This window comes from Bacillus sp. NMCC46, from assembly GCF_002998465.1.
In the GTDB taxonomy this organism is placed as follows: domain Bacteria; phylum Bacillota; class Bacilli; order Bacillales; family Bacillaceae; genus Bacillus.
Map to the genome: position 1 here is coordinate 249,647 of NZ_PVQZ01000002.1, position 23,702 is coordinate 273,348.

Consider the following 23,702-nt stretch of genomic DNA (forward strand, 5'->3'; position numbering starts at 1 on the left):
CTCCATTTAGGAGGCCTTTTCTTGACACTTTGCGAGCTGCATATGTTTAGACCATATGAATGCTTCTTCAGATCCACCAAAACCTTTAGGATAATAGATTTTAAACGCATAGATTCCATTCGTTTTTGCTTTATCTGTCGTGACAGTCGTTGTTTCTTGTGAAAGAAGGGACTGTATAGAGCCTTTTTCAAGAATATGACCATCTTGTAACGGCTTCTGCTCACTTTTTACTTTATGTAATTCCCATTTCCATTCAGAGTGTGCAATAGGTTGTCCACTATTTTTTAGTGTCATGCTCAGCTTTTGAGGCGCGCAGACTGTTCCTTTGTTCATCGTTTGATCGATGAGTTCCAAATGACTTCTATCCCATTTGGTAGGCTGACAATGCTGATCCGTCTGTTCAAAATTTTCGCATGTTTTCATGACAAAGTTTGAGTGCTCAACATCGTTAAAAGAAGCGTTCGTTGTTGAGATCAAAAGAGATGTGAAAATCAAACAAATGGCACAAAAGAGTACAAAGAGCGACTGTTTCATTCATTCTCCAACTCCTTGAACGATTGTTCTTTAATAAGAACGATTACATACAGTATAAGGAAATACCTATAAAACCCAAAACGTCAAATTAGTCCATTTTGTTCGTAAACAAGAACCATTACGAGAAAATTCTTCCATTTTCTCATTCTTTCGCCGTATTCAATAATTTTTTGTGTGACATTTGTACTTCTTAAAAATTTACATAAAAGTGCAGCATTTGGTCAGAATAATAACAGGTGAGGTGATGTGAAGTGAAATATGGAAAGATGATAATCATGCTCAGTTTACTGTTGAGCCCTATGATACACGACGCCAATCCTGCGGATGCGAAAGGTTTCACTGCCGCCGCAGATCAATGGGAAACACGGGCAGTCAAAGAAGCAAAGAAACGATATCCGCTGGCACAAGTCTTATTCAAACAAAAAGTATGGGACCGTCATCGTGAGAAGGAATCTGTGAAACAGTATCATATTACGTTAAAAGACCACACCAAAGAATTTGGGGTATTTGTCACTATTTCTTATAACCCTTACTCAAACAAGGTCAATAAAGTGATTGTTGTGGAAGAATACAGCTAAAGGGGCATAAAAAAACCGCCTGCTGGCGGCTTTTTACTTTCGTCGATGTCGCTGACTTTTTTTTAACATCATTGAAAACCCAAACGGCAGAACCCCAAATAAACGCTGTGAAAATGGCGGTTTCGTTTCCATTTTCTCTTGTTTATGTTCCTTCCGTTCGTCACGTGGTGTATTCATATATTTAATGATTTCCTGCGTCATATATTTTACATAGTCATTGGTTTTCAACACATTCACCTCTTCTTTCTTCAAGTGTTACCTAGAAGAGGATCATTTTATACACTGGCTATTCAGGGTTTGCCCATTTCATGATTTCACGGGTCTTCCAATCCAGCACCAGTTCCCGCTCATCTGATAAACCATCCTTTGTTTTCACACTGACTAACATGAGGATACGCTTTTTCTTTTGATCGCATGTCATCTGCTTCAATGTCACGCGGCCTTCTTCAGTGTCAATATGGGTATGCTGCTTTTCACACAAACGATGTAATGTACGGGCAGCTTCACTCGCCCCCACCCTGAAAAGCTGCTGTTTTTTATAAAAAGAAATCGTCAGCTCTGCACTTCTCAGCTCTTTTTGAAACCCTATCGTCATTGATCCTAGGATCAAGAGAAAAAATAGAATCGCAGCCAGTACATGCGGATAGATAAATCCTCCTTCTCTTTTCACGATGTAGGAACCACCCCTTTATATATAAAAAAAACGGCTTCATACACCTTACCAGATTCATCTGTGACTTTCAGGATGGCTCTATATTGATTCGTTCTGACACGAAATTCTTTCACCTTTTGCAATAAAGGAAGATGGCCTGCTTGATCCATTCGCTTCCGAAGCATCTCTTGATATGGCTCAATCGTTACCACTCGCCCTTGACTAGATACATACTCTAACGCTTTACCTCCTTGCACCGATCTAACAGCCGTTGCACGGCTTAATTCCTCATCTAATTGCAGGACAGTCTGTTTCCACTCCATTTGTGAAAATCGGTTAATCTCTTCAAAAGGACGGGTTTTCTCAGCTGTAGAAAAGATTAGTACACAGCCAAAAGAAAGGAACAAAAATAGCTGTAATTGCCACAAAGCCTGGACAAGGGTAAAACCTTGTTCACCGTTCAGCAACATGGTGAAAGCATATGGTCTGCTTTTTTTGTATTTTGTATGATACACATCCCTTCTCTTTACTCCAATTGAATACATATGTGACGTCGCCTCGTTTCTTTTTGACAGAAGGTTTTGTACCATCTATGAACGATTCATTCATCTGTTCATGCAAGATTTGGTAAGCTTCAAGTTTGGCTCTTACTTCATTTTTCCCTATCATGATTTTTTCATAGGCTGGCATGAGCACAAGGGCTGCAAATAGGAAGATATGACAAGCAAACAGCGCCTCAATCGTACTAAACCCTCTATTGTTTTTGAACATGGATTCGCCCGCTTCCTAAATAGATCGTGAGTTTATACGTTTGACTGCCAAATTGAATGATGAGAGACCCGCCGCTGCTTGGATGTCCGTTTACATTAAAATAGATACCTTGTGGAAATGTAGAAGCCTTAATGCTTCCCTTTTGATGCTGAAAAGAAGCAATGACTTCGCCATCCTTTTGATCGATTACCTGATACGATACATGTGGCGGATGGAATTCAACATACACACGTGTTTTTTTGATAAATGCAGTATAAGCAGCCAATTGAAAATCTTGTTTCATGATGTTCATTTGTCTTTTGGCTTCAGCGCCTTCTATTAAATTTGGGATTTTTCCTCCTATGATCGACAATAGAATCGATAGAACAAGTAAGATCATTAGCTGTTCAATGAGGGTAAAACCCTTCTCATGAAAAATCAATTTATTCATGCTTCACATGGCCGTTTTGAATGACAATCGCTTTTCCATTAGGACACGTTAATCCCTTTTTGACATAGCCTTCTTTTTCTAATTCAGCTAAAGATGGTGTCTTGCCATCATGCTCTAATTCATATGCCATCACCTGTGTGCTCACCATTGATTTAAGCCCTTCACAGCCCTTTGCTTGAATCGTTTGGTGGTGACGAGTGATATTCGGAATGGTAATAAGTAAAAGAATCGAAATCACGAGCATGACAATTAACATTTCTAACAGGGTAAATCCTTTATCATTCATGTCTTTGTCCTCCTTCTTACACTTGCTCCATGAGTTGATACATTGGTAAAAGAATAGATAGATACACAATGAGTATAAGAAGTGCTGTCACACCATAGATAACCGGCTGCAGCCACGAAATCCATTTTTCAATTTTCAGCTCTGCATTCTCTAATAGAAATTGGCTGTACGTGTACATTTCTCTTGCAAGCATCCCGCTCGCTTCACCATGCTCGATGACGGCTGCAAAATGTTTCTCGAAAAAAGGAGACGAGCTTACTTGATGTGCCATGCTTTCTCCTTTTCTTAGCTCTTCAATCATCTGTTCTGATATTTCTTGAAGAAAGGGTAAGTAGCTTTGCTGTTTAAAAGCTAGCAAGCTCTCGTACATCGATAATCCAGCTTGAAGCAGTCCGCTTAACTGAAGAGAGAAAAGGTACGTATGCAACAGCCGCATTCCTTTATATAAAAAAGGAAACCTGCTTATCACCCTCAGCTTCTCAAGGGTGGACTTTTTCCTAAAAAAGACAGCATAGTATCCGGTCAAACAGATACACACACAGCCGATGAGGAGGAGAAAAACATGCAGCAATTGAAAAAGTCCAAACATACCTTGAATCAGCCATGACATTCGGGTATCCATCGAGGAGTACAAGAGAGAAAATTGAGGAATGATCATTTGCTGAACGAGTATGAGCACGACCAAAACCGTAAAGATGAGGAAGATCGGGTAACGTAACATGCGTTTAAACGTGTCTACCTGTTTGATTTTTTTCTCTAAAAACCGCGCGCTTTGTTCAAGTGCTTGTGCTAGACTGCCATGCTTTTCGGAGAAACTTAATATGGCAATGACTTCCCGCTGAAATTGGAGTCTCTCCAGCACCACATAAAAAGGCTCCCCTTCGAGCAGCCACTGAATGCCCGGTGTTAATTGCTGCTGCTGCTCATTCGACAACTGGATATTCACCATCGTTAATGCCTCAATCACTGTATATCCAGCCTGAATCAATTGAGCAAGTTTTGATAGACATTCCGCTTGGTCCTTTTTCGACCATGCTTTAGAGGCTTGCTTCTTCATAAACCCAGCGATGATAGGTGTTTTTCGATAAATAGCCTAGTGCCACTCCTTTACGAATTAATCTTTGCAGTGTTTCATATGACGAGTGAGCATATTCTCCTTTAGCCTCCTTGATACACTCACCGAGCTCCTTTCCGAACAGCAGTTCAAATACATTTGTTCGTCTGACCGGTCGATTTAATTTACAGTAAAGCTGACATGTTTCTCCGCAAAAAGGACAGGTGAGCTCGATTAATCGCTGCGCAGCAATCGCAACCATCGTTTGTTCGAGTTCATTCATTGTGACACCAAATTCAAGCATACGATAAAGGGCTCCTTTTGCATTTTTCGCATGGAGCGTACTCATCACTAAATGGCCTGTCAGTGCTGCTCTAATTGCCGTTCGGGCCGTTTCGGCATCTCTTATTTCTCCTAGCACAATCAGATCTGGATCATGTCTTAAAATAGCACGTAATCCTGCGGCATATGTGATGCCGGCTTTTTCATTCACTTGAACCTGTAACACTTCTTCATTTCTTGTTTCCACAGGATCTTCAAGTGTAATAATATTTCGGTTGAAATTCTTTTTTGCAAACTGGATTAATGAATAAAGGGTTGTTGTTTTCCCTGAATTTGTTGGACCGGTAAATAAAATCAGCCCATGCGAATGATTCAAAAATGATAATAACCTGGTGGAGGCTTTCGGAAATAGTGACAGATGTTTTATTTTTGGAACATGATCCTGCGGCAATATTCTAATCACTAAGCTCTCATCATTTACAGTTGGTAAGGTAGACATCCGAATAAACACCTGTCCGCTTCTTAGCATCACAGCTAGTGACCCATTTTGCGGCCTCCTTTTTTCCCCTATATCCATGGATGATAAAAATTTAAAATGAGCAATGAGCCGCTCGCCGCTTTTTTTATCAATGGTTCGCTGCTGAATTAAATCTGAGTCTACGCGGAAAGATACCGACGCTTCCTTTTCTTTTGGAACAATATGCACATCAGATGCTCTCATGCGGCATGCTTCTTCTAGCAGCTCTTGTCCCAAATATTCAATACCATACAAATGGTTCACTCCCTTCTCTGACCATATTGTAAGTTGGAGGAACCTGTCTGACAAAAGAGCATTTTATCATTTTAACGACTAATCATGCGAAAAAATCATCAGCTTGCGATGGAAAACGTGGTTTTTTAAAAAAGAGCATATAAAAAAACCTGACTTTTACAAGTGCAGGTTTTTTGGTCATGTTGCTTCTTGCGGCTGTTCTTCAAAAATACGAAATCCTCTTTTTTCTAAAGCTTTTGCAAGGCTGTGTTCAGTATTTACTTTTGAGAAATCAATGCCCAATTTCACGACGGTTTGAGCAATTTCTGGGCGGATGCCTGAAATAATCGTCTCGATTCCTAGAAGCTTCGCACTATCCACCACTTTAAAGAGCTGATAAGCAACCATCGTATCAACGACCGGTACGCCTGATATATCAATAAACAAATGCGTTAGACGCAGTCTTGAAGCCTGTTCTAGTACGGATTCTAGAATAATTTTGGCCCGGTACGTATCAATCTCTCCGATGAGCGGCAAAATCCCAATTTCCTTTGAAACTGGAATAACAGGAGCACTCAGTTCCTGAATCATCTCTCTTTGTGCATTTAGCTGACTCAGTGTCACACGGTCGTATTCTTCTGATAAACGCTCGATCATATTATCAAACGTGGAATGAAAATGCTGATTCCACCCGCACACATCTTGGAGCGTCACTTCAAGCTCGGTTTCTAGTATGAATTTCTCGATTATCGAACAGAAAATCTGACGGAATATCTTAAATTGTCCAATGATTTCATATAAAGGCACCTCGTGAACGGCTCGATCACGTGCAATATCAACAGACCATTTTTTTAAATGATTTTCTACTTTGTCTGACAGCGTCACAAGCGTTGCTGCAATGGTTTGAATAAACGCTGTGTTCTGTTCCTTCAGCTTCATTTCCGTTTCCTCTGAAGCATGTTTGGAATATAATGAGCCTTCTTCTGTTCTTGTTTTCAGCCATTCTTCGGTCATGATAGGGGCTTCTTTTAGGATAAATTCATATAATTGCTTAGATTTTTCATTTTTCATTTACTTCTTCCGCTCCTTTTTCACTTAAAACTAGTGACATACAACTTTTATGTATAAATGACCGCAGATGGTGAACAATATCATTACACGTTTGATATTGGGCTATAGCCAAGTGGTAAGGCAATGGACTTTGACTCCGTGATCGTTGGTTCGAACCCAGCTAGCCCAGTTCAGCACAAAAACGAAGACGGCTGAAGAATGTTTCAGCTGATCTTCGTTTTTTATTAGGAAACCGATTGATGAATCGCTTTCTTTTTTGATATTTTCATGAGTTCCCCGGGATTATAGCCTACTACCAATTTATTTCCATCAAGGATAATTGGTCTCCGGAGCAGTTTTGGTTTTTCAATGAGAAGCTGAAGAACCTCGTTTACTTTTAAATCATTAATATTTAAATTTAAGCTTTTAAAAGCCTGGCTTCGTGTGGCTAAAATTTCATCCATTCCTTCTGTTGTTAAGGAAAGAATCTTTTTTAATTCATCTAGGGTTGGCGTTTCTCTGAAAAGGTGACGCTCTTTAAAATCAATTTGATTCGCCTTTAGCCAATGTTTTGTTTTGCGGCAAGACGTGCAGCTCGGGTATGAATAAAAAGTAATGTCACTCATTAGTCTTCCTCCTTAGGTCGTTAACCTTTTCTCTTATGGAGTAAGTACCCTCATGTATTTCGGCATAAACACGTTTTGATCACTTTTTCAAAAAAATTTTTTCTACTTGTAAAATAAATGTTCACACGTTGTCAAAAATGTAAATGTTTACATAACAAGTGGTGATCAGCTATAATATGAATCAAAGGGGTTTTTTTAAGGGGAGGGAAAGAAATGAATCGCATGTTCCGCGTGCTTGGCTTTTGGACGGGTATTTTTGCTGTCATGTTCTATTTAGGGCATATGAAAGATGCATCGTTGCTGTTCTTCGGTCAAACCGTTCTTTTTGTATTTTTATCCTACTTGAATTTATCCGAAAGAATGTATATTTACATTTTCGGAGCGTACTTGACGATTTTCTTTGCCGGATTTACATATTATTCGATCTTCATCATGGTTCCCGGTACCGGACATTAATTGAAAAAAGCGTCTCTTTAAAAAGAGATGCTTTTTTCATACCTGTGTTTAAAGAGAAAAACCATTGATAAACGGATTTTGCTCCTGCTCTGTGAGTACAGTGGTTTCACCGCCATGTCCACTTAAAATAAGAGTTGATTCTGGTAATGACAACAATTTGTTATGAATCGATTGAAGCAGCACTTCTTGACTGCCCCCTACTAAATCTGTTCTCCCGATGCCACCTTCGAATAACGTGTCACCAGAAATCACAAATCCTTCTTCCGCCGAATAGTAAGACACACTGCCTGGTGAATGCCCAGGTGTATGGAACATCTCTAAGGTAAACGATCCAATTTGAAGAGTTCCTTCTGACGTAATTAATTTTTCTGCTTCTTTGACCGTAATTCCATTCCCAATCAATCGAGCTGAACCGTTTAATTCAGCGTTCGTCAGCCATTCCTTTTCATTCTCGTGTACATAGAGTGGCACTCCCCACTCTGCACGCACCTCATCTGCCGCACCGATATGATCAAAATGAGCATGTGTCAGTAAGACAGCAAGCGGTGTGAGCTGTTTTTCTTTTATATAGGAAATCAGCTTTTGTGCTTCACCGCCTGGATCAAAGATTAAGCATTCTCCGTGCTCATTTTTCCAAATATACGCATTCGCTTGTACATAGCCTAGTGGCATTCTTCTCCAATTCATTTTCATCACCTACTTTATTCATTCTTTTTTATTATGAAGGCTACACAATAAAAATTCAAACAATCGTCAACTGGAATCTACTCGACAAGCTTTATGAAAACGGTTAAAATGAAAAGAAAGGAAATCAAGGGGATTGATGACAAAGGGGGACTTTCACATGATGCTCGTCATTATTTTTGGTCTAGTCACGATTTTAGCTGCACTCGGGATCTATCGCTCACTTAAAAAAGTGAACGTACTTGCGATCGCTTTTGCTGGCGCGACATTTTTGGTTTTTGGATGGTTTACTGTCATGACCATCATCTATAGCGGTTATCCAACCGCACATTAAAAGCCTGCAATAGCAGGCTTTTTTTATTGATTCAAGTGCTTATTCACGCTTTCTATTTTACTTGTAAGCGTTGTGGTTTGATCCCGCCTGTCATCAATGCGGATATTGGTGGCTACGCGGTGCAATCCCTTTTCAAAAGGTGCTTCATGAATGCGCTGAATGACTTCAAATAAAACAGATAATTCACCTTCAATTAACGTATTCATTGGTGTTAATTGATAATTAATTTTCCCTTCTTTTTGAAAGCCTTCTAAAATTCTTTGTACATCTGCTACATAAGCACTGACACTTGGTGTTTCAGTACCTATTGGAATGATGGTCACATCTGCTATGGCCATGTTTCTTGCCCCTTTCCATTGAATCCTCATGTTTTCTCGTCCTCATTGTAACCTATTCATAATCAATCATGCCATGCTCACGTTGCATTTAAAGAAGGTTTGTCTCGTTCTATCGTCAAATCCGCCCTCTCTACCTTCCCAATCTTTGTGAATAGAAGCAGGCATATCCCTGACACAGCTTCAATGATGCCGCCAGCCGCAATGACATACCCAGACCCAAATAGTGTCGCCATATAGCCGCCAATGAGAGCGCCTAACGGAATCATGAAGAAGGAGATCATGTTGATAATCGCATACACTTGCGGCTGATCCTCTGCTTTTACTGACAATTGAATCATTGTATGTTCAGGCACGTTGACTGCACTAATGGCAGCCCCTAAAGCAAAGGCTGATATAAACACAAGTGGTAAAAATGCGTTCATGCCTGTGATGAAGAACGAGATTCCATCAACGATCCCGGCACCTATAAACAGCAGCCCATACCGGTTCACTTTTACCTTTGTCAAAACAAACCCCATCAAGAAGGCACCTAGTGCCGTTGTGACTTTAATAAATGAATAGATAACTGGTCCACTATGTAAATCCTCTGTTAAATAAATAACAGACAATGCTTCCCATGGTGCTGCAGCGAAGTTTGAACAGACACAAAAAATCGCCAATGGAAACAAAATATGATGCCTTTTAACAAGTGAAAATCCCCGAATTAATCTTTTTCCGTATGATAACCCTTTTTTGGCTTTATCGATGATGACTTCTGTTTCATATGTAATGATTAATACCAATAAAGCGGACAAGAGATAAAGAGGAATGATCACAAGCATTGTATATCCTACCCCTACAAATGCAATCATGACACCACAAATCGTTACCGTCACAAGCCTGACCACATGACTTGCTGATTGGATGGTGGCATTCGCTTTTTGTATGAGGTCCTCATGGACAAGCTTTGGAATAATTGATACGGACGCCGGTTCGTAGGAGCCACCAGTCGCCGAATGAAGCAGCATACAGCCAATCACAAGTGCTAATGGCGTGAAATCATAAAAGTAACTGACCACGATCACAAGGATTATCGCTCCTCTTGTTAAATCAGCAAAACACATCCAAAATTTCAATTGATGCGGCTTCATCATTGGGGTAATCAGCGGCCCAACAATGGCTTGCGGAACAAAGCTGACCGCAATAAAAAAAGCTGTTCCAATTGCCCCTTTCCCGCCTAGTACTAAAAGCCACAAGATGGTGTTGAAAGATAAACTATCAGCTGTTATTTTGCACATTTTAGAAATAAATAAGTAAGTGAAATTCCTTTTCCACAGGCTTTGAGCACTCAATGTTCGACATCTCCCTAAAACATATCCTTTTTTTTACATCCGTACTTTTCACAATAGCTCACAAGGCGGCCTCCGTCAATTGCTCTAACATTATTTTTATTGACAATAAGAAATTGATTCACGTTCAAATGTAAAAAGCACCTGACAGGTGCTTTTTAACACTTACATGCTTCCCATAACAGCCGCTTTGTTTTCTCATAGATGGAATCAAATTGATTCATGGAAAGAGGATTTTTCCCTAATCCAAGCTCGACTGTATAGCCCTCATTGTGAAATTGATAAATAAACCAATCGCGATAGCCTGCATAGCTGTCAAGATATTGAACCGGTTTATAGCCGCTTACTTGCTCGAATCGTTTGACCGTTTCTTTTGAGATGGCAGGTTCGTGGCCAAGAAAGCCCCAGTATATCTCTTCTCCTTGTGTATGGAGAGCGATCAGCCGGTCAAAGCGTTTTCGTAACGCTAGATTTGCCATCGCTTTCGCTTCTGGTTCTGTTAACGGCTCGCGCCCTGGAAAATCCCGATAGGCCGGTGCCTTAGGCTGATGACGATAGTATTCGATCTCCCAATAAGCAGGAAATTGATTGTTCAAATCCACACCTCGTATATTTGCTTTCCACTCCTGATAATCAGCATATCCACCATGTAGCGATGTGAATTCTTCACTGCTGAGACCTAGTGACTCAGGTCCATTCCGAACGAGGTCTACGCCATCTGGATTCACCATTGGCACGATGGAGAGAGCTGTGGTTCGCAGAATATGAACGGCTTCATGATGTCTTGCTTGCACAGGATCAGATGCAGCCAAACTCAGCGATTTCAGCCATTTTATTAAAACAGACGTCGTGATCCATTCATTTGCATGAAAAGAGGCATTCAAATGAATAGAATGTAAATGCTGAACAGGCTCTGTTCGGATTTCATAAATAGGTGTATCAAGCACTGAATGACCTATTATGCTGATTTGAAGAAAAGGAAATGCGGCTTTCAAGCGGCTCAGCTCTTCTTCTAATTGAGCACTATCATATTCAAAGGTTCCATTGATCCAATCATCGGATTGCTGCAGCCTGTAAGGCGCAATAAATTTCTGCAGCTCACCTATGGAAGAAAATGAATGGATGCCTTCCGGAAGTCTATATCCCGGTAAAAGAAGGTGATCAGTGCTTGTTTGATTGGATAAATGAAAAGCCGCATTCCCTATCCCTAACTGTTTTGCCACATTATCCTTTCCCGCTTCATCCAGCTGCCATTCAATTTTCCCAAACGACGTTGTCTTCATTTACATCCCTCCTCTCATACTATATGAGCCGGCAGACAAAAAAAGAAAACCTCTGCATCTAAAAATAGCAGAGGTTTTCTCATATGTTAGGACGCCTTTTTCAGCTTCGTTTCATCTTCTTTTTTGGATGGAGAATGGTCCGGGCTGTTCCGGTCATAAAATCTAAGGAGATCACCGTAGATGATTTGATCAGAGAATTGGAGCTCTTGCTTTGCCTTCTCTTCATAAGACTGACAAACGGTCTCATCTTCTCTTGGCTCACCCGTTTCTTTATTGTAGCAAACTCCATCTGTGAAAACACTGTCCTTCGTAATAAAGCTGCCATCACGAAGCACGGTAAAGTCATTCTTATCTTTTGATAAAAGATCATGACCAAATTGAATCTGTTTACTTGTATCAATTCCTAAAAGATTGAGTATAGTTGGACGGATATCGACTTGACCGCCTACCGTGTTAATTTCTTTTGGATGTTGATCTGTGATCCCTGGAATGTGTACAACAAACGGGACTTTTTGAAGCTGCACTTCTTCAAATGGCGTAATCTCTTTATTTAAAAATTGTCCCATTGCTTCGTTATGGTTTTCTGAAATTCCATAGTGATCCCCATATAAAACAAAGATGGAATTTTCGTACAAACCTGTTTCCTTCATCTTTTCAAAGAAAATCTTCAGCGCCTCATCTTGATAACGCACTGTAGGAAAGAACTTGTTTAACGTTTTGCTCTTAGAATCATATTCATCAATGAGCTTATCTTCTTCATCTAGATCAAATGGAAAGTGATTCGTTAATGTAATCAATCTCGTATAGAAAGGCTGCGGGATCGATTTCATCAATTCCGCTGACTGTTCAAAGAACGGACCATCTTTCAAGCCCCAGCCAACTGAGTTCTCTTCATTCACATCAAATGATTTAATATCAAAAAACTTATCGTAGCCGAAGCTATCGTAGATCAGGTCACGATTCCAGAAACTTTTGTTATTCGCATGAATAACAGAAGAGTGATACCCCTCATCCTTTAACAACTCAGGTGTGGCTGTATACTCATTGCTTGGGTTTGTGAAGAACACAGCCCCTCTTCCAAGTGGATAGAGAGAGTTATCAACAATAAACTCTGAGTCCGATGTTTTCCCTTGACCTGTTTGATGATAGAAATTAGTAAAGTTGTAGCTTTTCTTGATTAGTTTGTTTAAAAATGGGGTAATTTCTTTCCCATTTAATTTTTCATTGACCACAAAGCTCTGAGTAGACTCTAGGGAGACAAGAATGACATTTCGCCCTTTCGCTTGACCAAACGTCTTTTCATTACGGTCGGTTTGATTTGCGCTTACATAGTTTTCAATTTCCGTTAAGCTATTACTGTCAGCAAGGGCTCGTTGAGCAGACTGCTTCGATTGCAACACTCCATCATAAATATGGAAATTATATAAGCTAATATTTTTCACCAGCATCTCACGGTCAAATGAGCGAGTGAGCAGTTCTGGTCTTTCTGTTTCAGCCAAACCAAGGTTAAAGAAGAAAGTGGCTGCCACAAATAAATAATAAGCTGCTCGTTCTTTTCGTGAAATGGTGACATCCGTTCTAAAGGAAGGCTGCTTTTTATAGAGCCACATTAAAATCATAATATCAACGAACATCAGAAAATCGACTGGTTCAATTAAAGAGGTAATACTTGACCCGAGGTCACCCATATTGTTTGTTTGAAATAGGACGGGGATGGTTAGAAAGTCACTATAGAATCGATAAAACACAATGTTAGCTAACAAAATGAATGTCAGGATAAAGCTCATCACGATGATATATCGATTGCGATTTTTTTCTTTCATAAATAAACCGATACCGAAGATAAACAAGAGAAAGCTAAGCGGATTAATAAACAGGATAAACTCCTGCATGAAATTTTCTATTTTAATATTAAAGCTAGATTTATAGATAACATAGGTTTTGACCCACATTAACAATGTCGCAATCAGTAAAAATGAAATCGCCTTTAATCTTTTCTTTCGCATTGTAACCTCCTTATGCTCTAAGCATGCACTCAAGTTAGGGAATACCCTAATTATTGGTGCTTCTTCAAAAATAACTAAACTATATCTTATCCTGTATGTGCTGGAAAATCAATGTCTTTTTCCTCATGACAAACTTATGAATATGCTAAACATTTCATTTCATGCCCATCTATCGCTTTTTTTAATAAAAATGACATCATGATGACTTTTTTGTTTAAGACAGCCATTTGTTTTTTGCCATCCATGCACCACCGATGACTCCTGCATCGTTTCCGAGTGAAGCAATCACGACTTCGACATCATCAGCGCAAGGCGGAAATGCGTGATGTTTAACAACGTGCTCTACTTTACTGCGAAGAAGCTCCCCTGCTTTTGAAACACCGCCGCCAATCACGATTTTTGTTGGGTTTAACGCACTGGCAAGATTCGCTAAGACAAGTCCAAGATGAGTCGTCACTTCTTCTACGACACGCATGGCAAGATCATCTCCACTTTCAGCGGCCCTAAACACATCCTTTGCAGACAGCGAAGTGAGCGTGCCAAGTGAAGATGTATGCTGCTCCCTTTCTAATTTATCCTTTACAAGCCGAACGATGCCAGTCGCAGATGCAATGGTTTCAATACAGCCTGTTCTTCCGCAGTTACACGGTGCTCCTTGGAATGGAACGGCACAAATATGGCCAATTTCTCCGCCAGCCCCAGTCTCACCTTGAACAACTTCACCATTTACAATAATACCGCCGCCAACACCCGTGCCAAGTGTGACCATCAGGATATTTTTTGCGCCATCTCCTGCACCCTTCCACATTTCACCGAGTGCAGCAATATTCGCATCATTTTCTATGACAGATGGAAGTCCTGTCTCTGCCTCCAGGTGATCTTTGAGTGGATAGTTTGTCCAGCCGAGATTCGTTGTTTTATAGACAATCCCAGATACTTTATCTACAGGCCCAGGTGCACCCATTCCAATCCCAATAAGCGCTGATTTTGGCATACTGATTTCGACCAGTTTGTGGTCAATTGATTTGGCAATATCGACTGTGATCGTCTGCCCTGATTTATCCGTAGGAATCTCCCACTTATGCTGAATTTCACCATATAGATTAATGAACGCAAGCTTAATTGTCGTACCGCCAAGATCAACTCCTACAAACCAATCCCCTGTCATATGCCCTCCACCTTCACATTGTTTTTCGATTTAATTTGGCTAGTTCCATTTGAAGAATAGTCATTGCGTTTGACCATTCGGTCCGGTCAATAATGCCCGATGTATACATTTCCTTCAGTTCATCTGCCATAAATTCTAATTCCACTTCTCGATCTCCGAAATACACATAATTTCCAAATCTCATGAGCAGCTGCTGTACATCATATAACGTTTTCATTATTTCCACCATTTCTTCTCATCAACAGATAGGATAAGCGTATTCATAAATGCGCTTTCAGTCAAGTCATTCAATGTGTTTGCGTGCTTTCAATATATTGTTTCAGTTTTAAAAATTGATCATTTTTTGGATCTTGGTCTAACCCTTTCTCGATTAGATCCTCCGCTTTCGCTGTCTCTCCTTTTTCTACGTACAACAACGATAAATGATACAGTTTATTTGGATCATCAGGATCTTTTTTAAGCGACTTTTGTAAAAATTCAATCGCTTTGTCAAGGTGGCCGAGCTGCGCTTCCGATAGTGCATATATATGGAGAGCATCAGCTGATGCATCCTTTTGGTGTACATATTCCTCTAATCGTTTACTTGCTTCGTTATAGTTCTTCTCATCAAATAGACTTGCTGCCTCACTTACTGCCGCCGCTTCCTTTTGATCGTCTGAATGAAACCCTGTATACAGTCCAAAACCGCCAATCAACAGCAGAACAGCACTAGCAAGAAACATTTTGACAGGCTGCACCTGTTTAGGGAGCCGGACAGCTAAAGCGGCTAAAAAACCGCCAACCAGACCGCCAAGGTGCCCTGCGTTATCAATACCTGATACGGTGAAGCCTATCCCTAAATTGATAAGGATGATCACAATAATATTTGTCCCCATCGTTCGAAAGAATAGCTTGCGGTTAGAAATCGCTAAATATAATAGCGCACCTAAGCAGCCAAAGATCGCACCTGAGGCACCGGCTGCGATGGCCGTATTAAAGACAAAGCTCGCAATGGAGCCAAAAATGCCGGAAATGAAATAGATGAGCAAAAATCTCCATGAGCCATAAATTCTCTCAACAGCCGCTCCGACAGACCAAAGAGCAAATGTATTAAAGAGTAAGTGCGTCAAGCCAATGTGCAAAAACATTGGTGTAATCAGGCGCCACCATTCTCCATCTAAGATCAGCCCATTATTTTTAGCACCAAACGCTGTTAAAGTTGCCGTATTGGTACTTCCGCCAGATAGTTCAAGCAAAAGAAACATCACCACTTGAACAGCGATGAGCAAGTAGGTGAAAATCGGTCTGCCATTTTGAAAAACGGCCCGTTCTCGTTCACGCTGCTTTTCCTGATCATCAAATGCCTGAAGTACGTTCACTTTAAGCCGCATGACATCTTCAGCTGTGTCTCTCTTCGCCTCTTCTACATCCACTGTCAGCGAGGTGTTCAGCCATTTTTGCAGCTCGTTTACGTCGTGTTGAAGAGTGTCTTCATTCAGTAATACAGGTGTAACCGTCACCTTTTGTTTTTTTTGCGGCTGACCGTTTAAGTCTTCCCAATCATCTACAGGATTGTCAGCTGTAAATTGGAGCTGCAAGAGATGAAGAGACCGTTTACGCATCGCCTCTCTCAGCTGATTCATCCGATACGTCTGCTCTTCGATATCTCGAACGATCTCCTGTCTAAAATTCACATCTTTTCTATATAGACGGATGAGATCATACCCTGAGTTTCGTGGTGCTTCAAAAAATATTTCATCTTCTGGATACGGACTTTGAATCATCTCGTACCCTTTTTGTCTTAATTCATCAACAACTCGCCAAAATAGACTATCTATGACATTCATTCATTCGCGCTCCATTTTTTACATTATTATAACAAGAATCGTTCTTATCCGCATTTCTGAACAAAAAAAATCCCGGCTTCTGCGGGATTAGAATGCTTGGCGAATAAATTTCGTCCGAAAATATGGGATTTTCATCAGCCACTTAATAAAAAAGTGACGCACTTGATTTTGACCTAAGATCAAATTCATCAGCCGATAACGATTTTGCACGAGAACGAATGCAAACAATGTGAACACAACGCTCCAAATCATTTTATTCATCATATTCCCTCCTATGTTCGTATCGTGGCTTAAATAGGATTTGTTTATGCATGAACCATCATTTTTATCACTTTCAATGGTTCTTTTCATTAGCCGGCTTTCACAATCTAATCCCTTGTTCTTTTGATTGAATATAATAGACCTCTTCACACTCTGATTGATCATAAGAAACGTCATTATTCACTTCCTCCCACATATTACGGAAGTATCTTTTCTTTCCACGAAATTTTTTCAAAACGGACCTCCTAGCAAAATGCCATTACATGCTGGTTTTTAATCAATGTGAAATCATATTGCATTTCACCCTACCGTACCTGCAACTCTGATGAAACGATCTCAACACAAAAAGCCCGTTCTTTGGACAATCAGCGGACTTTTACTTTTGATATAACGTACCTTTTTCACTGACAATCATAGACACCGGTATGTCGTGTGCTTCAGCCGGCACATGCTCGATTTGCTGTAACGACAGACAAAGGGCAATGGTTACGCCGTGGTAGTCAGCTAAGTAGCGGTCATAATAGCCGCCACCAAATCCAATCCGGTAGCCTTTTTGATCGAAACATACCCCAGGCACGATGATTAAATCAATGGCTTCTTTATGTACAGCTGCCGACGCCCGTGGGTCTGGCTCCAATAGCCCAAAGTAGCTGGATGTCATCTTTGTTTCGGGTGTATATTCATAAAACATCATCTCTTTTGTTTCCGGAAAACAGGTGGGTATACATACTGTTTTTCCTTCTTCCCACGCTTTTTCAATCAGAGGCATTGTCGGTATCTCTTTTCCTCTAGACATTGTCAAAGCGATCGTTTTCGCCTGTTTCCATGCTGGCAGCTGCAATAAGTGCTCATGAAGTAAAGCGGTGCTGCACTCAAATTCTTCAGCGCTTATCTGATCAAGCTTGGCTAATGTTTGAAGGCGAAGCTCCTTTTTCATACAGATCATCTCCCATCATAAAAAAACAGCAGGAAAATTCCCTGCTGCTTACTTTGTTTCACGATGTAAAGTTTGTTTTTTATCACGTGAGCAATACTTTTTGAATTCAACGCGATCTGGATTGTTTCGCTTATTCTTTTTAGTAATATAGTTACGCTCACCGCATTCAGTGCAAGCTAGAGTAATATTTACGCGCATATTTTTCCCTCCAAACTAAAATCAATTCACATTCAGACCTAACTATAATACCACTTCTAGCTTAGGAATGCTAGAATGTTTTTTCACCAATTTCATTTTGAGTGCATTCACTTACATATCGCATGGTTATGTCATGAAAAATCGTCTGCTCCCCTATAAAACCTTATCCTTTGTCGTACTGTATACATGAGACCCCCTCTTCTCCCCGCCGCTCTCTTTTATTTTGACAGCGAGCAAGGTTTTCATACTCGTTTTACATATAAAAAGAAAAAAGATGAAAAAAAGGTGATTTTCTTCAGCAATTCCTTTTGAAACTAGCTTTTTTATGGTATAAAAAAGAAGGGTCGAAAACTGTCTGAAAAAATCTTGAAAGCCTTTTATGGCTTTCAGCATTAAAATATGAATAAAAGGTGATGAAACATGGAAATTGCAATTATCGGATTGCTTGTTGTCAGTATTGTACTGATCGCATTCTCATATTTTCAAAGAGAGCCGATTAAAGAAGTCGAGCAGGAACTTGAAACACTTCAACTATCTGCAATGCAAGAAATCTATAAACTGAAAAAGAAAATGAAAGTGCTTGAAGAAGAATTACTTGAAACAAACATCGTCGTTCGCAAGCATTCAGAAATTGATCCATCCATCGCAAGACAGATCATTTCAAAGCACCAAAATGGCATGTCTCCTGAGGCCATTGCGCGCGCTGAGCATGTATCTGTAGAAGATGTCAACATGATCATTAAAGACAACGAGAGGGTGCTTGTATGACGAAAAAAAGCATCCAAACGTTTGCAGCAGGTATGATTCTTGCAACTGGGGTTCTTGCGATTGTCTTTTTTCTCACTGGGAAAGACGAGGCAGCAGCTGATACAACAACAAAAGAAACCCTCGCACAGAAAGTAACAGACACTGACGTGAAAAACTATTTAGACTCCAAAAAAGAAGTCACTGTCAGCCGTGAAACGTACCAGCAGCTTCTTGACTATAAAGAAAAAGCGCTGAAGGCAAATGAAGACGGCGATTCTAAGAGTGATAAACAAAAGCCTAAAGGCAAATCGATCAAATTCGTGATTAAAAACGGTATGAGTACAAGTGATGTTTCAGACATGCTGGAAAAGGACGGCATCATCAACTCGTCTAAAGATTTTAATGATTACGTGATTGACGCCGGCTACCATAAAGAAATTCGTGCAGGCAAGTTCAATTTAAAAACAGGGATGACGTTCAAACAAATCGTCAAAGCCTTAACAAAATAACAATAAAAACCCCCTGGCGGCACTGACCTCCAGGGGGTTTTTATTATCCAAATCGACCAGATATATAATCATTCGTTCTTTGATCGTTTGGCTCAGAAAACATCACATTCGTATCATTAACCTCAACAAGCTCCCCCATTAAGAAGAATGCCGTTCGGTCTGATACCCTAGCCGCTTGCTGCATGTTATGCGTCACAATGGCAATTGTATATTTCTCTTTCAATTTCATAATCAATTCTTCAATCTTTAATGTTGAGACAGGATCAAGCGCTGATGTTGGTTCATCCATTAATAAGATGTCTGGGCTTGTGGCAATGGCTCTTGCGATACAAAGACGCTGCTGCTGACCGCCAGAAAGGCCTAGAGCGGGAGCACTTAATCGATCTTTCACTTCATCCCATAGGGCAACATCTCGAAGCGCTTTTTCAGCGATTTCTTTCAATTGCTGCTTGCTCTTAACTCCGTGAATTCTTGGTCCGTATACGACATTATCAAAAATTGACTGAGGGAAAGGATTCCCTTTTTGAAACACCATACCGACATTTTTACGCAACTCGACTAAATCGACACGACCTTTTAAAATGTTGTCATCTTTATACATCATATCCCCAGTGATTTTCACACCTGGCACTGTTTTGACCATAAGATTTAACGTTTTAATAAACGTTGACTTTCCGCAGCCGGATGGGCCGATAATCGCTGTGACTTCATGCTCTCTAATCGCTAAGTCAATATGCTTCAATGCATGATGCTGTCCATACCAAAGGTTCATATCATTCACACGAAACACTTCTTTTTTTGCTGTTTCAGTTGCTACTGCATTCATCAAATCCACCCGCCTTATCCAAATCGACCATTGATATAGTCTTCTGTTTTTTGCTGCGCAGGACGTGTAAAGATACGTTCTGTGGCATCATATTCTACTAGATCTCCGTTTAAGAAAAAGGCCGTACGATCAGATACACGGAGCGCTTGCTGCATGTTGTGTGTCACAATGACGATTGAATAATCATTTTTCAATTCGCCTAATAGCTCTTCAATTTTCGCATTTGAGATAGGGTCTAGAGCAGAAGCTGGTTCATCTAATAGCAAGACACTAGGTTTCATCGCAAGTGTACGTGCAATACAAAGGCGCTGCTGCTGACCGCCTGACAATGACAAAGCGGATCGGTGCAAACGATCTTTGACCTCATCCCATAACGCCGCCTTTGTTAAGCTTTCTTCAACCGCATCATCAAGCACAGATTTTCTTTTTTCCCCAGCATACTTTAACGCATGGGTGATGTTATTGTAGATCGATTTAGGAAATGGATTTGGTTTTTGGAAGACCATGCCGATTTCTCTTCTTAAATTCACCACATTAATACGGTCATCCAAAATATTTAATCCTTCGTACATGATCGCCCCTTCACTTCTCGCACCTGGAATTAAGTCGTTCATGCGGTTAATACTGCGTAAAAAGGTAGACTTCCCGCAGCCGGATGGACCGATTAATGCGGTGATTGCATTCTTCTCAATCTCGAATGAAATGTGATTGACCGCTCTTTTTTCACCATAATAAATGCTTAAATCCTGCACTTGTAAAATCTGTTCCGCTTGAAGTGGAGCCTTTTTCGCTGCAATCTCTTTTTTTTCTGCCAGCATTTGAACCATATCCCCTTCACACCTCTCTCACATTATTTTGACGTAAGCTTTTTATGAATAAATGAACCAAGCCATCTAGCTGCTAAATTGAACAATAAGACTGAAAGCACAAGTACAGCTGATGCACCATTTGCAATGGCTTCTGCATCTGGAATGATTCCTTGTGTATTGACGTTCCATATATGAACGGCTAATGTTTCTGCCGGTCTAAACACATTCAGCGGTGACGTATCAGAAAAAGGACTCCAGTTTGTGAAATCAAGGCGCGGTGTGGAGAGACCTGCTGTAAAAAGAAGGGCAGCCGCCTCACCAAAGACTCTTCCTGATGCTAAAATCGCACCAGTGATTATAGACGGAAGCGCACCTGGAATAAGGACCGTTTTGACTGTGTGCCACTTCGTTACACCAAGCGCAAGTGATGCTTCCTTTTGATCCTTCGGTACAGAGCGCAGCGCATCTTCTGTCACCCTGACCATCACCGGCAGGTTAAACACAGTGAGCGCAAGAGCTCCTCCAATGATCGTATAGCCCCAGCCTGTTAAATTCACAAACATGAGTAAACCAAACATCCCAATGACGATAGACGGAAGTGAAGACAGCACTTCAATACATGTACGAATAAAATCTGTGACTTTGTTTTGAGGTGCATACTCTGCCATATACACTCCCCCGCCGACGCCAAGCGGGACTGTGATCAGCATCGTAATAAACAAAATATAAAACGAGTTAAACAGCTGATCCCTGATGCCGCCGCCAGAGCCAATCGCACTTGAGCGAGTGGTCAAAAAGTCAAAGTTTAATTCTTTTGCACCATTGAAAATGATATAAGAAAACAAACCAACGAGGATCGCCGTAATAATGGCAGCACATAATCCAAAAACAAACGTGGCAAAACGATCGGTCATTTTGCTATTCATTAAATCTTCCTCCTAGACGACAAGTATCTAATAATAAGTATGAACATAAATGATACAACTAGAAGGACAAGTCCCATTGACCAAAGTGTATTGTTTTCAACACTTCCATACGTTGTGTGACCCATGTTTAACGTAATAATGGTTGTTAATGTACCAGCTGTATCCATAATGCTCTCTGGTAAATTACGCGTGTTTCCAATGACCATCTGTACAGCAAGGGCTTCTCCAAATGCTCTAGCCATGCCGAGCACGACCGCTGTCATTAATGTTGGCAGAGCTGCCGGGACAAGCACACGTCTAATCGTTTGCCATCTTGTTGCGCCTAATGCGTACGATCCCTCACGTAAACTTTTTGGTAGTGAACCCATTGCATCAGTCGCAATGGATGTAACGGTTGGCAGGATCATAATAGACAGGACAATCGTTCCTGCTAGCACGCTATGTCCTGAGCCGCTTGACTTGAAATGTCCGATAAACGGCACCAATACTGTAAGACCTATGAATCCGTAAACAACGGATGGAATCCCTACAAGCAATTCAATGACTGGCTGGAGGATTTTACGTCCCCAAGCAGGTGCAATTTCTGTCATAAAGATGGCGCCTGCGATGCCTAGCGGCGCTGCAATGAGTGCCGATAGGAGCGTGACGGCGATTGATCCAAAGATAAACGGAAATGCACCGTACTGCGGGTTTTCTGCTGTTGGGTTCCAATTGATACTGGTTAAGAACTCAATTGGGCTTACACCATTTACGATGAAAGATTGTAAACCCTTAATGCCAAGGAAGATGGTAATGGCGATTGATACAGCAATCATTAAGAATGCGCAGAATCTCACCAAAATACTTCCTCTTACTTCATCCATTTGCCTATTTTTCTTCGAGCTGATCAGTCGATCGCTCGCTTCTGTATGTTCTATCTGCTTCATCTTTTTCTACACTCCTATGAATGTCATAAAAGGAAAAGTGAAAAGCTCCACTTTTCCTTCATCAGCAATTCAAGACCTCTTACTTATCTGTTTGTTTGCCTGTTGCGTCTCTTTCTACTTTCATATTAGAAACTGAGATGTAACCTTGGTCTTTGACGATTTCTTTTTGTACTTCATCACTCATGAGGTAATCTAAGAATTGTTTTGCTAGACCATCCGGCTCACCTTTTGTATAAGAATGCTCGTAAGCCCAAATTGTATATTTACCGCTTTCTACATTGCTTTCTTCCGGTTTCACACCATCAATGCTAAGCGGTGTTATTTTGTCATCTGTTAAATAAGAGAATGCTAGGTATCCAATCGCACCTGGTGTTTCTGCAATCAGTTTTTTCACTGTGTTTGAAGAATCTTCTGTGATTCCTTCTGCAGGTGTTGCACCATCAAGTGCATACTTCACAAATGTTGCACGAGTTCCTGAAGAGTCAGGTCTGTTCACAAGAGTGATTTTTTGGTCTTTCCCGCCAAGCTCTTTCCAGTTTTTGATTTTACCAGTGAAGATTTTTTTCAATTCGTCCTTTGTGATGTCTTTGACACCAACTTCAGGGTTTACAGCTGCGGCCATTCCAACAACTGCTACTTTGTGGTCTGTTAAAGCTTTTGCGTCGATTCCGTCTTTCTCTTCTGCGAATACATCTGAGTTACCAATTTGTACAGATCCTTCTGAAACTTGAGAAAGTCCAGTTCCTGAACCGCCGGCTTGCACTTGAATATCGGCTTTTGGATGTTTATCCATGAATTTTTCTGCTGCCGCAAGAACTAAAGGCTGCATCGCAGATGATCCTGAGATGGTAATGGAACCTGATGCCTCATCTTTGTTTGAAGCATTTCCTTTACTGTCTTTTGAATCTCCGCTTGAGCTGCTGTTTCCGCATGCTGTGACGAATGCTAACAATGCGATAGTAAGGAAAGTAAGCAGCCATAATTTGTTCTTTTTCATTTCAAGAATACCCCCTGAATAATTTGTCCTACGAGTAATACATTAAAGGTTCTTTATTAATTTCGTTTAAATGGAATGTTAAGGTTTTGTAAATGTCGAAGTTTTGTAGAGATCTTGCGATGTTTTTTA

The 23,702-nt window shown here is 40.6% G+C and carries 33 protein-coding genes and 1 tRNA gene; 6 read left to right on the forward strand and 28 right to left on the reverse strand.

Going from position 1 to position 23,702, the window contains the following annotated elements:
• Window positions 1–6: 6 nt before the first annotated feature.
• A complete protein-coding gene (tapA, locus tag C6Y01_RS06860; RefSeq protein ID WP_034661284.1) occupies window positions 7–534 on the reverse strand; it encodes an amyloid fiber anchoring/assembly protein TapA in 528 nt (175 codons plus the stop codon).
• A 299-nt stretch (window positions 535–833) separates the two neighbouring features.
• On the opposite strand from tapA, the gene C6Y01_RS06865 reads away from it, so the two are divergent.
• Window positions 834–1,112 carry a DUF3889 domain-containing protein gene (locus tag C6Y01_RS06865; protein WP_223249903.1) on the forward strand — a complete coding sequence of 93 codons (279 nt, stop codon included), beginning with the start codon at window positions 834–836 and terminating at the stop codon, window positions 1,110–1,112.
• Window positions 1,113–1,145: 33 nt separating this feature from the next.
• On the opposite strand, the gene C6Y01_RS06870 is transcribed toward C6Y01_RS06865, so the two are convergent.
• The 9 genes from C6Y01_RS06870 to C6Y01_RS06910 form a co-directional block, all read right to left on the reverse strand.
• A complete protein-coding gene (locus tag C6Y01_RS06870) occupies window positions 1,146–1,340 on the reverse strand; it encodes a YqzE family protein (protein WP_106037984.1) in 195 nt (64 codons plus the stop codon).
• Between the two features lie 58 nt (window positions 1,341–1,398).
• Window positions 1,399–1,782, reverse strand: coding sequence for a competence type IV pilus minor pilin ComGG (locus C6Y01_RS06875; protein WP_034661288.1), 384 nt, complete (start codon window positions 1,780–1,782; stop codon window positions 1,399–1,401).
• The gene (gene comGF / locus C6Y01_RS06880) at window positions 1,779–2,279 is read right to left on the reverse strand and encodes a competence type IV pilus minor pilin ComGF (RefSeq protein WP_106037985.1); all 501 of its coding nucleotides are present in this window, start codon (window positions 2,277–2,279) and stop codon (window positions 1,779–1,781) included. Before comGF ends, C6Y01_RS06875 begins: the two co-directional genes overlap by 4 nt.
• Window positions 2,218–2,535 carry a competence type IV pilus minor pilin ComGE gene (gene comGE / locus C6Y01_RS06885; RefSeq protein WP_034661291.1) on the reverse strand — a complete coding sequence of 106 codons (318 nt, stop codon included), beginning with the start codon at window positions 2,533–2,535 and terminating at the stop codon, window positions 2,218–2,220. Before comGE ends, comGF begins: the two co-directional genes overlap by 62 nt.
• A complete protein-coding gene (gene comGD / locus C6Y01_RS06890; protein ID WP_034661293.1) occupies window positions 2,519–2,965 on the reverse strand; it encodes a competence type IV pilus minor pilin ComGD in 447 nt (148 codons plus the stop codon). The genes comGE and comGD overlap by 17 nt, the downstream gene beginning before the upstream one ends.
• Window positions 2,958–3,251, reverse strand: coding sequence for a competence type IV pilus major pilin ComGC (gene comGC, locus C6Y01_RS06895; protein ID WP_003217322.1), 294 nt, complete (start codon window positions 3,249–3,251; stop codon window positions 2,958–2,960). Before comGC ends, comGD begins: the two co-directional genes overlap by 8 nt.
• A 16-nt stretch (window positions 3,252–3,267) precedes the next feature.
• Window positions 3,268–4,308, reverse strand: coding sequence for a competence type IV pilus assembly protein ComGB (gene comGB, locus C6Y01_RS06900; RefSeq protein WP_106037986.1), 1,041 nt, complete (start codon window positions 4,306–4,308; stop codon window positions 3,268–3,270).
• Entirely contained in the window at window positions 4,289–5,359 is a 1,071-nt protein-coding gene (comGA, locus tag C6Y01_RS06905) for a competence type IV pilus ATPase ComGA (protein ID WP_034661296.1), read from the reverse strand. Before comGA ends, comGB begins: the two co-directional genes overlap by 20 nt.
• A gap of 177 nt (window positions 5,360–5,536) precedes the next feature.
• Window positions 5,537–6,409, reverse strand: coding sequence for an STAS domain-containing protein (locus tag C6Y01_RS06910; RefSeq protein WP_106037987.1), 873 nt, complete (start codon window positions 6,407–6,409; stop codon window positions 5,537–5,539).
• A gap of 98 nt (window positions 6,410–6,507) precedes the next feature.
• Here C6Y01_RS06910 and C6Y01_RS06915 point away from each other — a divergent pair.
• Window positions 6,508–6,578 (forward strand) — tRNA-Gln (locus C6Y01_RS06915).
• Between the two features lie 55 nt (window positions 6,579–6,633).
• Here the strand turns inward: C6Y01_RS06915 and C6Y01_RS06920 are convergent.
• Window positions 6,634–7,014, reverse strand: a complete 381-nt coding sequence (locus C6Y01_RS06920) for a Spx/MgsR family RNA polymerase-binding regulatory protein (protein ID WP_034661298.1) — start codon at window positions 7,012–7,014, stop codon at window positions 6,634–6,636.
• Window positions 7,015–7,227: 213 nt separating this feature from the next.
• Here C6Y01_RS06920 and C6Y01_RS06925 point away from each other — a divergent pair, with 213 nt between their 5' ends.
• Window positions 7,228–7,470 (forward strand): DUF2626 domain-containing protein, encoded by a 243-nt coding sequence (locus C6Y01_RS06925; protein WP_003217440.1) that lies wholly within the window; start codon window positions 7,228–7,230, stop codon window positions 7,468–7,470.
• 48 nt (window positions 7,471–7,518) lie between these two features.
• Here the strand turns inward: C6Y01_RS06925 and C6Y01_RS06930 are convergent, their stop codons facing one another.
• Complete coding sequence (locus C6Y01_RS06930; RefSeq protein ID WP_095285390.1) at window positions 7,519–8,157, reverse strand: MBL fold metallo-hydrolase; 639 nt, start codon at window positions 8,155–8,157, stop codon at window positions 7,519–7,521.
• Between the two features lie 157 nt (window positions 8,158–8,314).
• Between C6Y01_RS06930 and C6Y01_RS06940 the strand changes: the two genes are divergently transcribed.
• Window positions 8,315–8,488 carry a DUF2759 domain-containing protein gene (locus C6Y01_RS06940; protein WP_003217333.1) on the forward strand — a complete coding sequence of 58 codons (174 nt, stop codon included), beginning with the start codon at window positions 8,315–8,317 and terminating at the stop codon, window positions 8,486–8,488.
• A 23-nt stretch (window positions 8,489–8,511) separates the two neighbouring features.
• Here C6Y01_RS06940 and C6Y01_RS06945 read toward each other — a convergent pair whose 3' ends face one another.
• The 11 genes from C6Y01_RS06945 to rpmG all read right to left on the reverse strand — a co-directional run bounded on the left by C6Y01_RS06945 (window position 8,512) and on the right by rpmG (window position 17,833).
• Entirely contained in the window at window positions 8,512–8,826 is a 315-nt protein-coding gene (locus C6Y01_RS06945; protein ID WP_034662003.1) for an MTH1187 family thiamine-binding protein, read from the reverse strand.
• Between the two features lie 77 nt (window positions 8,827–8,903).
• Window positions 8,904–10,157, reverse strand: coding sequence for an MFS transporter (locus C6Y01_RS06950; RefSeq protein ID WP_080869494.1), 1,254 nt, complete (start codon window positions 10,155–10,157; stop codon window positions 8,904–8,906).
• 155 nt (window positions 10,158–10,312) lie between these two features.
• Window positions 10,313–11,437, reverse strand: coding sequence for a M14 family metallopeptidase (locus C6Y01_RS06955; RefSeq protein ID WP_106037988.1), 1,125 nt, complete (start codon window positions 11,435–11,437; stop codon window positions 10,313–10,315).
• A gap of 86 nt (window positions 11,438–11,523) precedes the next feature.
• Window positions 11,524–13,443 (reverse strand): LTA synthase family protein, encoded by a 1,920-nt coding sequence (locus C6Y01_RS06960; RefSeq protein WP_034661301.1) that lies wholly within the window; start codon window positions 13,441–13,443, stop codon window positions 11,524–11,526.
• A 214-nt stretch (window positions 13,444–13,657) separates the two neighbouring features.
• A complete protein-coding gene (locus C6Y01_RS06965; protein ID WP_106037989.1) occupies window positions 13,658–14,611 on the reverse strand; it encodes an ROK family glucokinase in 954 nt (317 codons plus the stop codon).
• A gap of 13 nt (window positions 14,612–14,624) precedes the next feature.
• Entirely contained in the window at window positions 14,625–14,828 is a 204-nt protein-coding gene (locus tag C6Y01_RS06970; protein WP_008342322.1) for a YqgQ family protein, read from the reverse strand.
• Window positions 14,829–14,898: 70 nt separating this feature from the next.
• Window positions 14,899–16,437: a rhomboid family protein gene (locus C6Y01_RS06975; protein ID WP_034661304.1), complete on the reverse strand. Its 1,539-nt coding sequence runs from the start codon at window positions 16,435–16,437 to the stop codon at window positions 14,899–14,901.
• An 87-nt stretch (window positions 16,438–16,524) separates the two neighbouring features.
• Window positions 16,525–16,698 carry a hypothetical protein gene (locus C6Y01_RS18895; protein ID WP_162531857.1) on the reverse strand — a complete coding sequence of 58 codons (174 nt, stop codon included), beginning with the start codon at window positions 16,696–16,698 and terminating at the stop codon, window positions 16,525–16,527.
• A gap of 100 nt (window positions 16,699–16,798) precedes the next feature.
• Window positions 16,799–16,933, reverse strand: coding sequence for a hypothetical protein (locus C6Y01_RS19255; RefSeq protein ID WP_258182066.1), 135 nt, complete (start codon window positions 16,931–16,933; stop codon window positions 16,799–16,801).
• Window positions 16,934–17,074: 141 nt separating this feature from the next.
• Complete coding sequence (locus tag C6Y01_RS06980) at window positions 17,075–17,635, reverse strand: 5-formyltetrahydrofolate cyclo-ligase (protein WP_034661305.1); 561 nt, start codon at window positions 17,633–17,635, stop codon at window positions 17,075–17,077.
• A 48-nt stretch (window positions 17,636–17,683) separates the two neighbouring features.
• Complete coding sequence (gene rpmG / locus C6Y01_RS06985) at window positions 17,684–17,833, reverse strand: 50S ribosomal protein L33 (protein WP_008360061.1); 150 nt, start codon at window positions 17,831–17,833, stop codon at window positions 17,684–17,686.
• A 420-nt stretch (window positions 17,834–18,253) separates the two neighbouring features.
• On the opposite strand from rpmG, the gene C6Y01_RS06990 reads away from it, so the two are divergent.
• Window positions 18,254–18,601, forward strand: a complete 348-nt coding sequence (locus tag C6Y01_RS06990) for a hypothetical protein (RefSeq protein WP_003217285.1) — start codon at window positions 18,254–18,256, stop codon at window positions 18,599–18,601.
• The gene (locus C6Y01_RS06995; RefSeq protein WP_034661306.1) at window positions 18,598–19,089 is read left to right on the forward strand and encodes an endolytic transglycosylase MltG; all 492 of its coding nucleotides are present in this window, start codon (window positions 18,598–18,600) and stop codon (window positions 19,087–19,089) included. The genes C6Y01_RS06990 and C6Y01_RS06995 overlap by 4 nt, the downstream gene beginning before the upstream one ends.
• A gap of 43 nt (window positions 19,090–19,132) precedes the next feature.
• Here the strand turns inward: C6Y01_RS06995 and pstB (C6Y01_RS07000) are convergent, their stop codons facing one another.
• The 5 genes from pstB (C6Y01_RS07000) to C6Y01_RS07020 all read right to left on the reverse strand — a co-directional run bounded on the left by pstB (C6Y01_RS07000) (window position 19,133) and on the right by C6Y01_RS07020 (window position 23,573).
• Window positions 19,133–19,915: a phosphate ABC transporter ATP-binding protein PstB gene (gene pstB, locus C6Y01_RS07000; protein ID WP_034661307.1), complete on the reverse strand. Its 783-nt coding sequence runs from the start codon at window positions 19,913–19,915 to the stop codon at window positions 19,133–19,135.
• Between the two features lie 14 nt (window positions 19,916–19,929).
• The gene (pstB, locus tag C6Y01_RS07005; RefSeq protein WP_034661308.1) at window positions 19,930–20,742 is read right to left on the reverse strand and encodes a phosphate ABC transporter ATP-binding protein PstB; all 813 of its coding nucleotides are present in this window, start codon (window positions 20,740–20,742) and stop codon (window positions 19,930–19,932) included.
• 23 nt (window positions 20,743–20,765) lie between these two features.
• Entirely contained in the window at window positions 20,766–21,650 is an 885-nt protein-coding gene (gene pstA / locus C6Y01_RS07010) for a phosphate ABC transporter permease PstA (RefSeq protein WP_034661309.1), read from the reverse strand.
• Window positions 21,650–22,576 carry a phosphate ABC transporter permease subunit PstC gene (gene pstC, locus C6Y01_RS07015; RefSeq protein WP_003217329.1) on the reverse strand — a complete coding sequence of 309 codons (927 nt, stop codon included), beginning with the start codon at window positions 22,574–22,576 and terminating at the stop codon, window positions 21,650–21,652. Before pstC ends, pstA begins: the two co-directional genes overlap by 1 nt.
• A gap of 79 nt (window positions 22,577–22,655) precedes the next feature.
• Window positions 22,656–23,573, reverse strand: coding sequence for a phosphate ABC transporter substrate-binding protein (locus tag C6Y01_RS07020; protein ID WP_034661310.1), 918 nt, complete (start codon window positions 23,571–23,573; stop codon window positions 22,656–22,658).
• Window positions 23,574–23,702 lie beyond the last annotated feature (129 nt).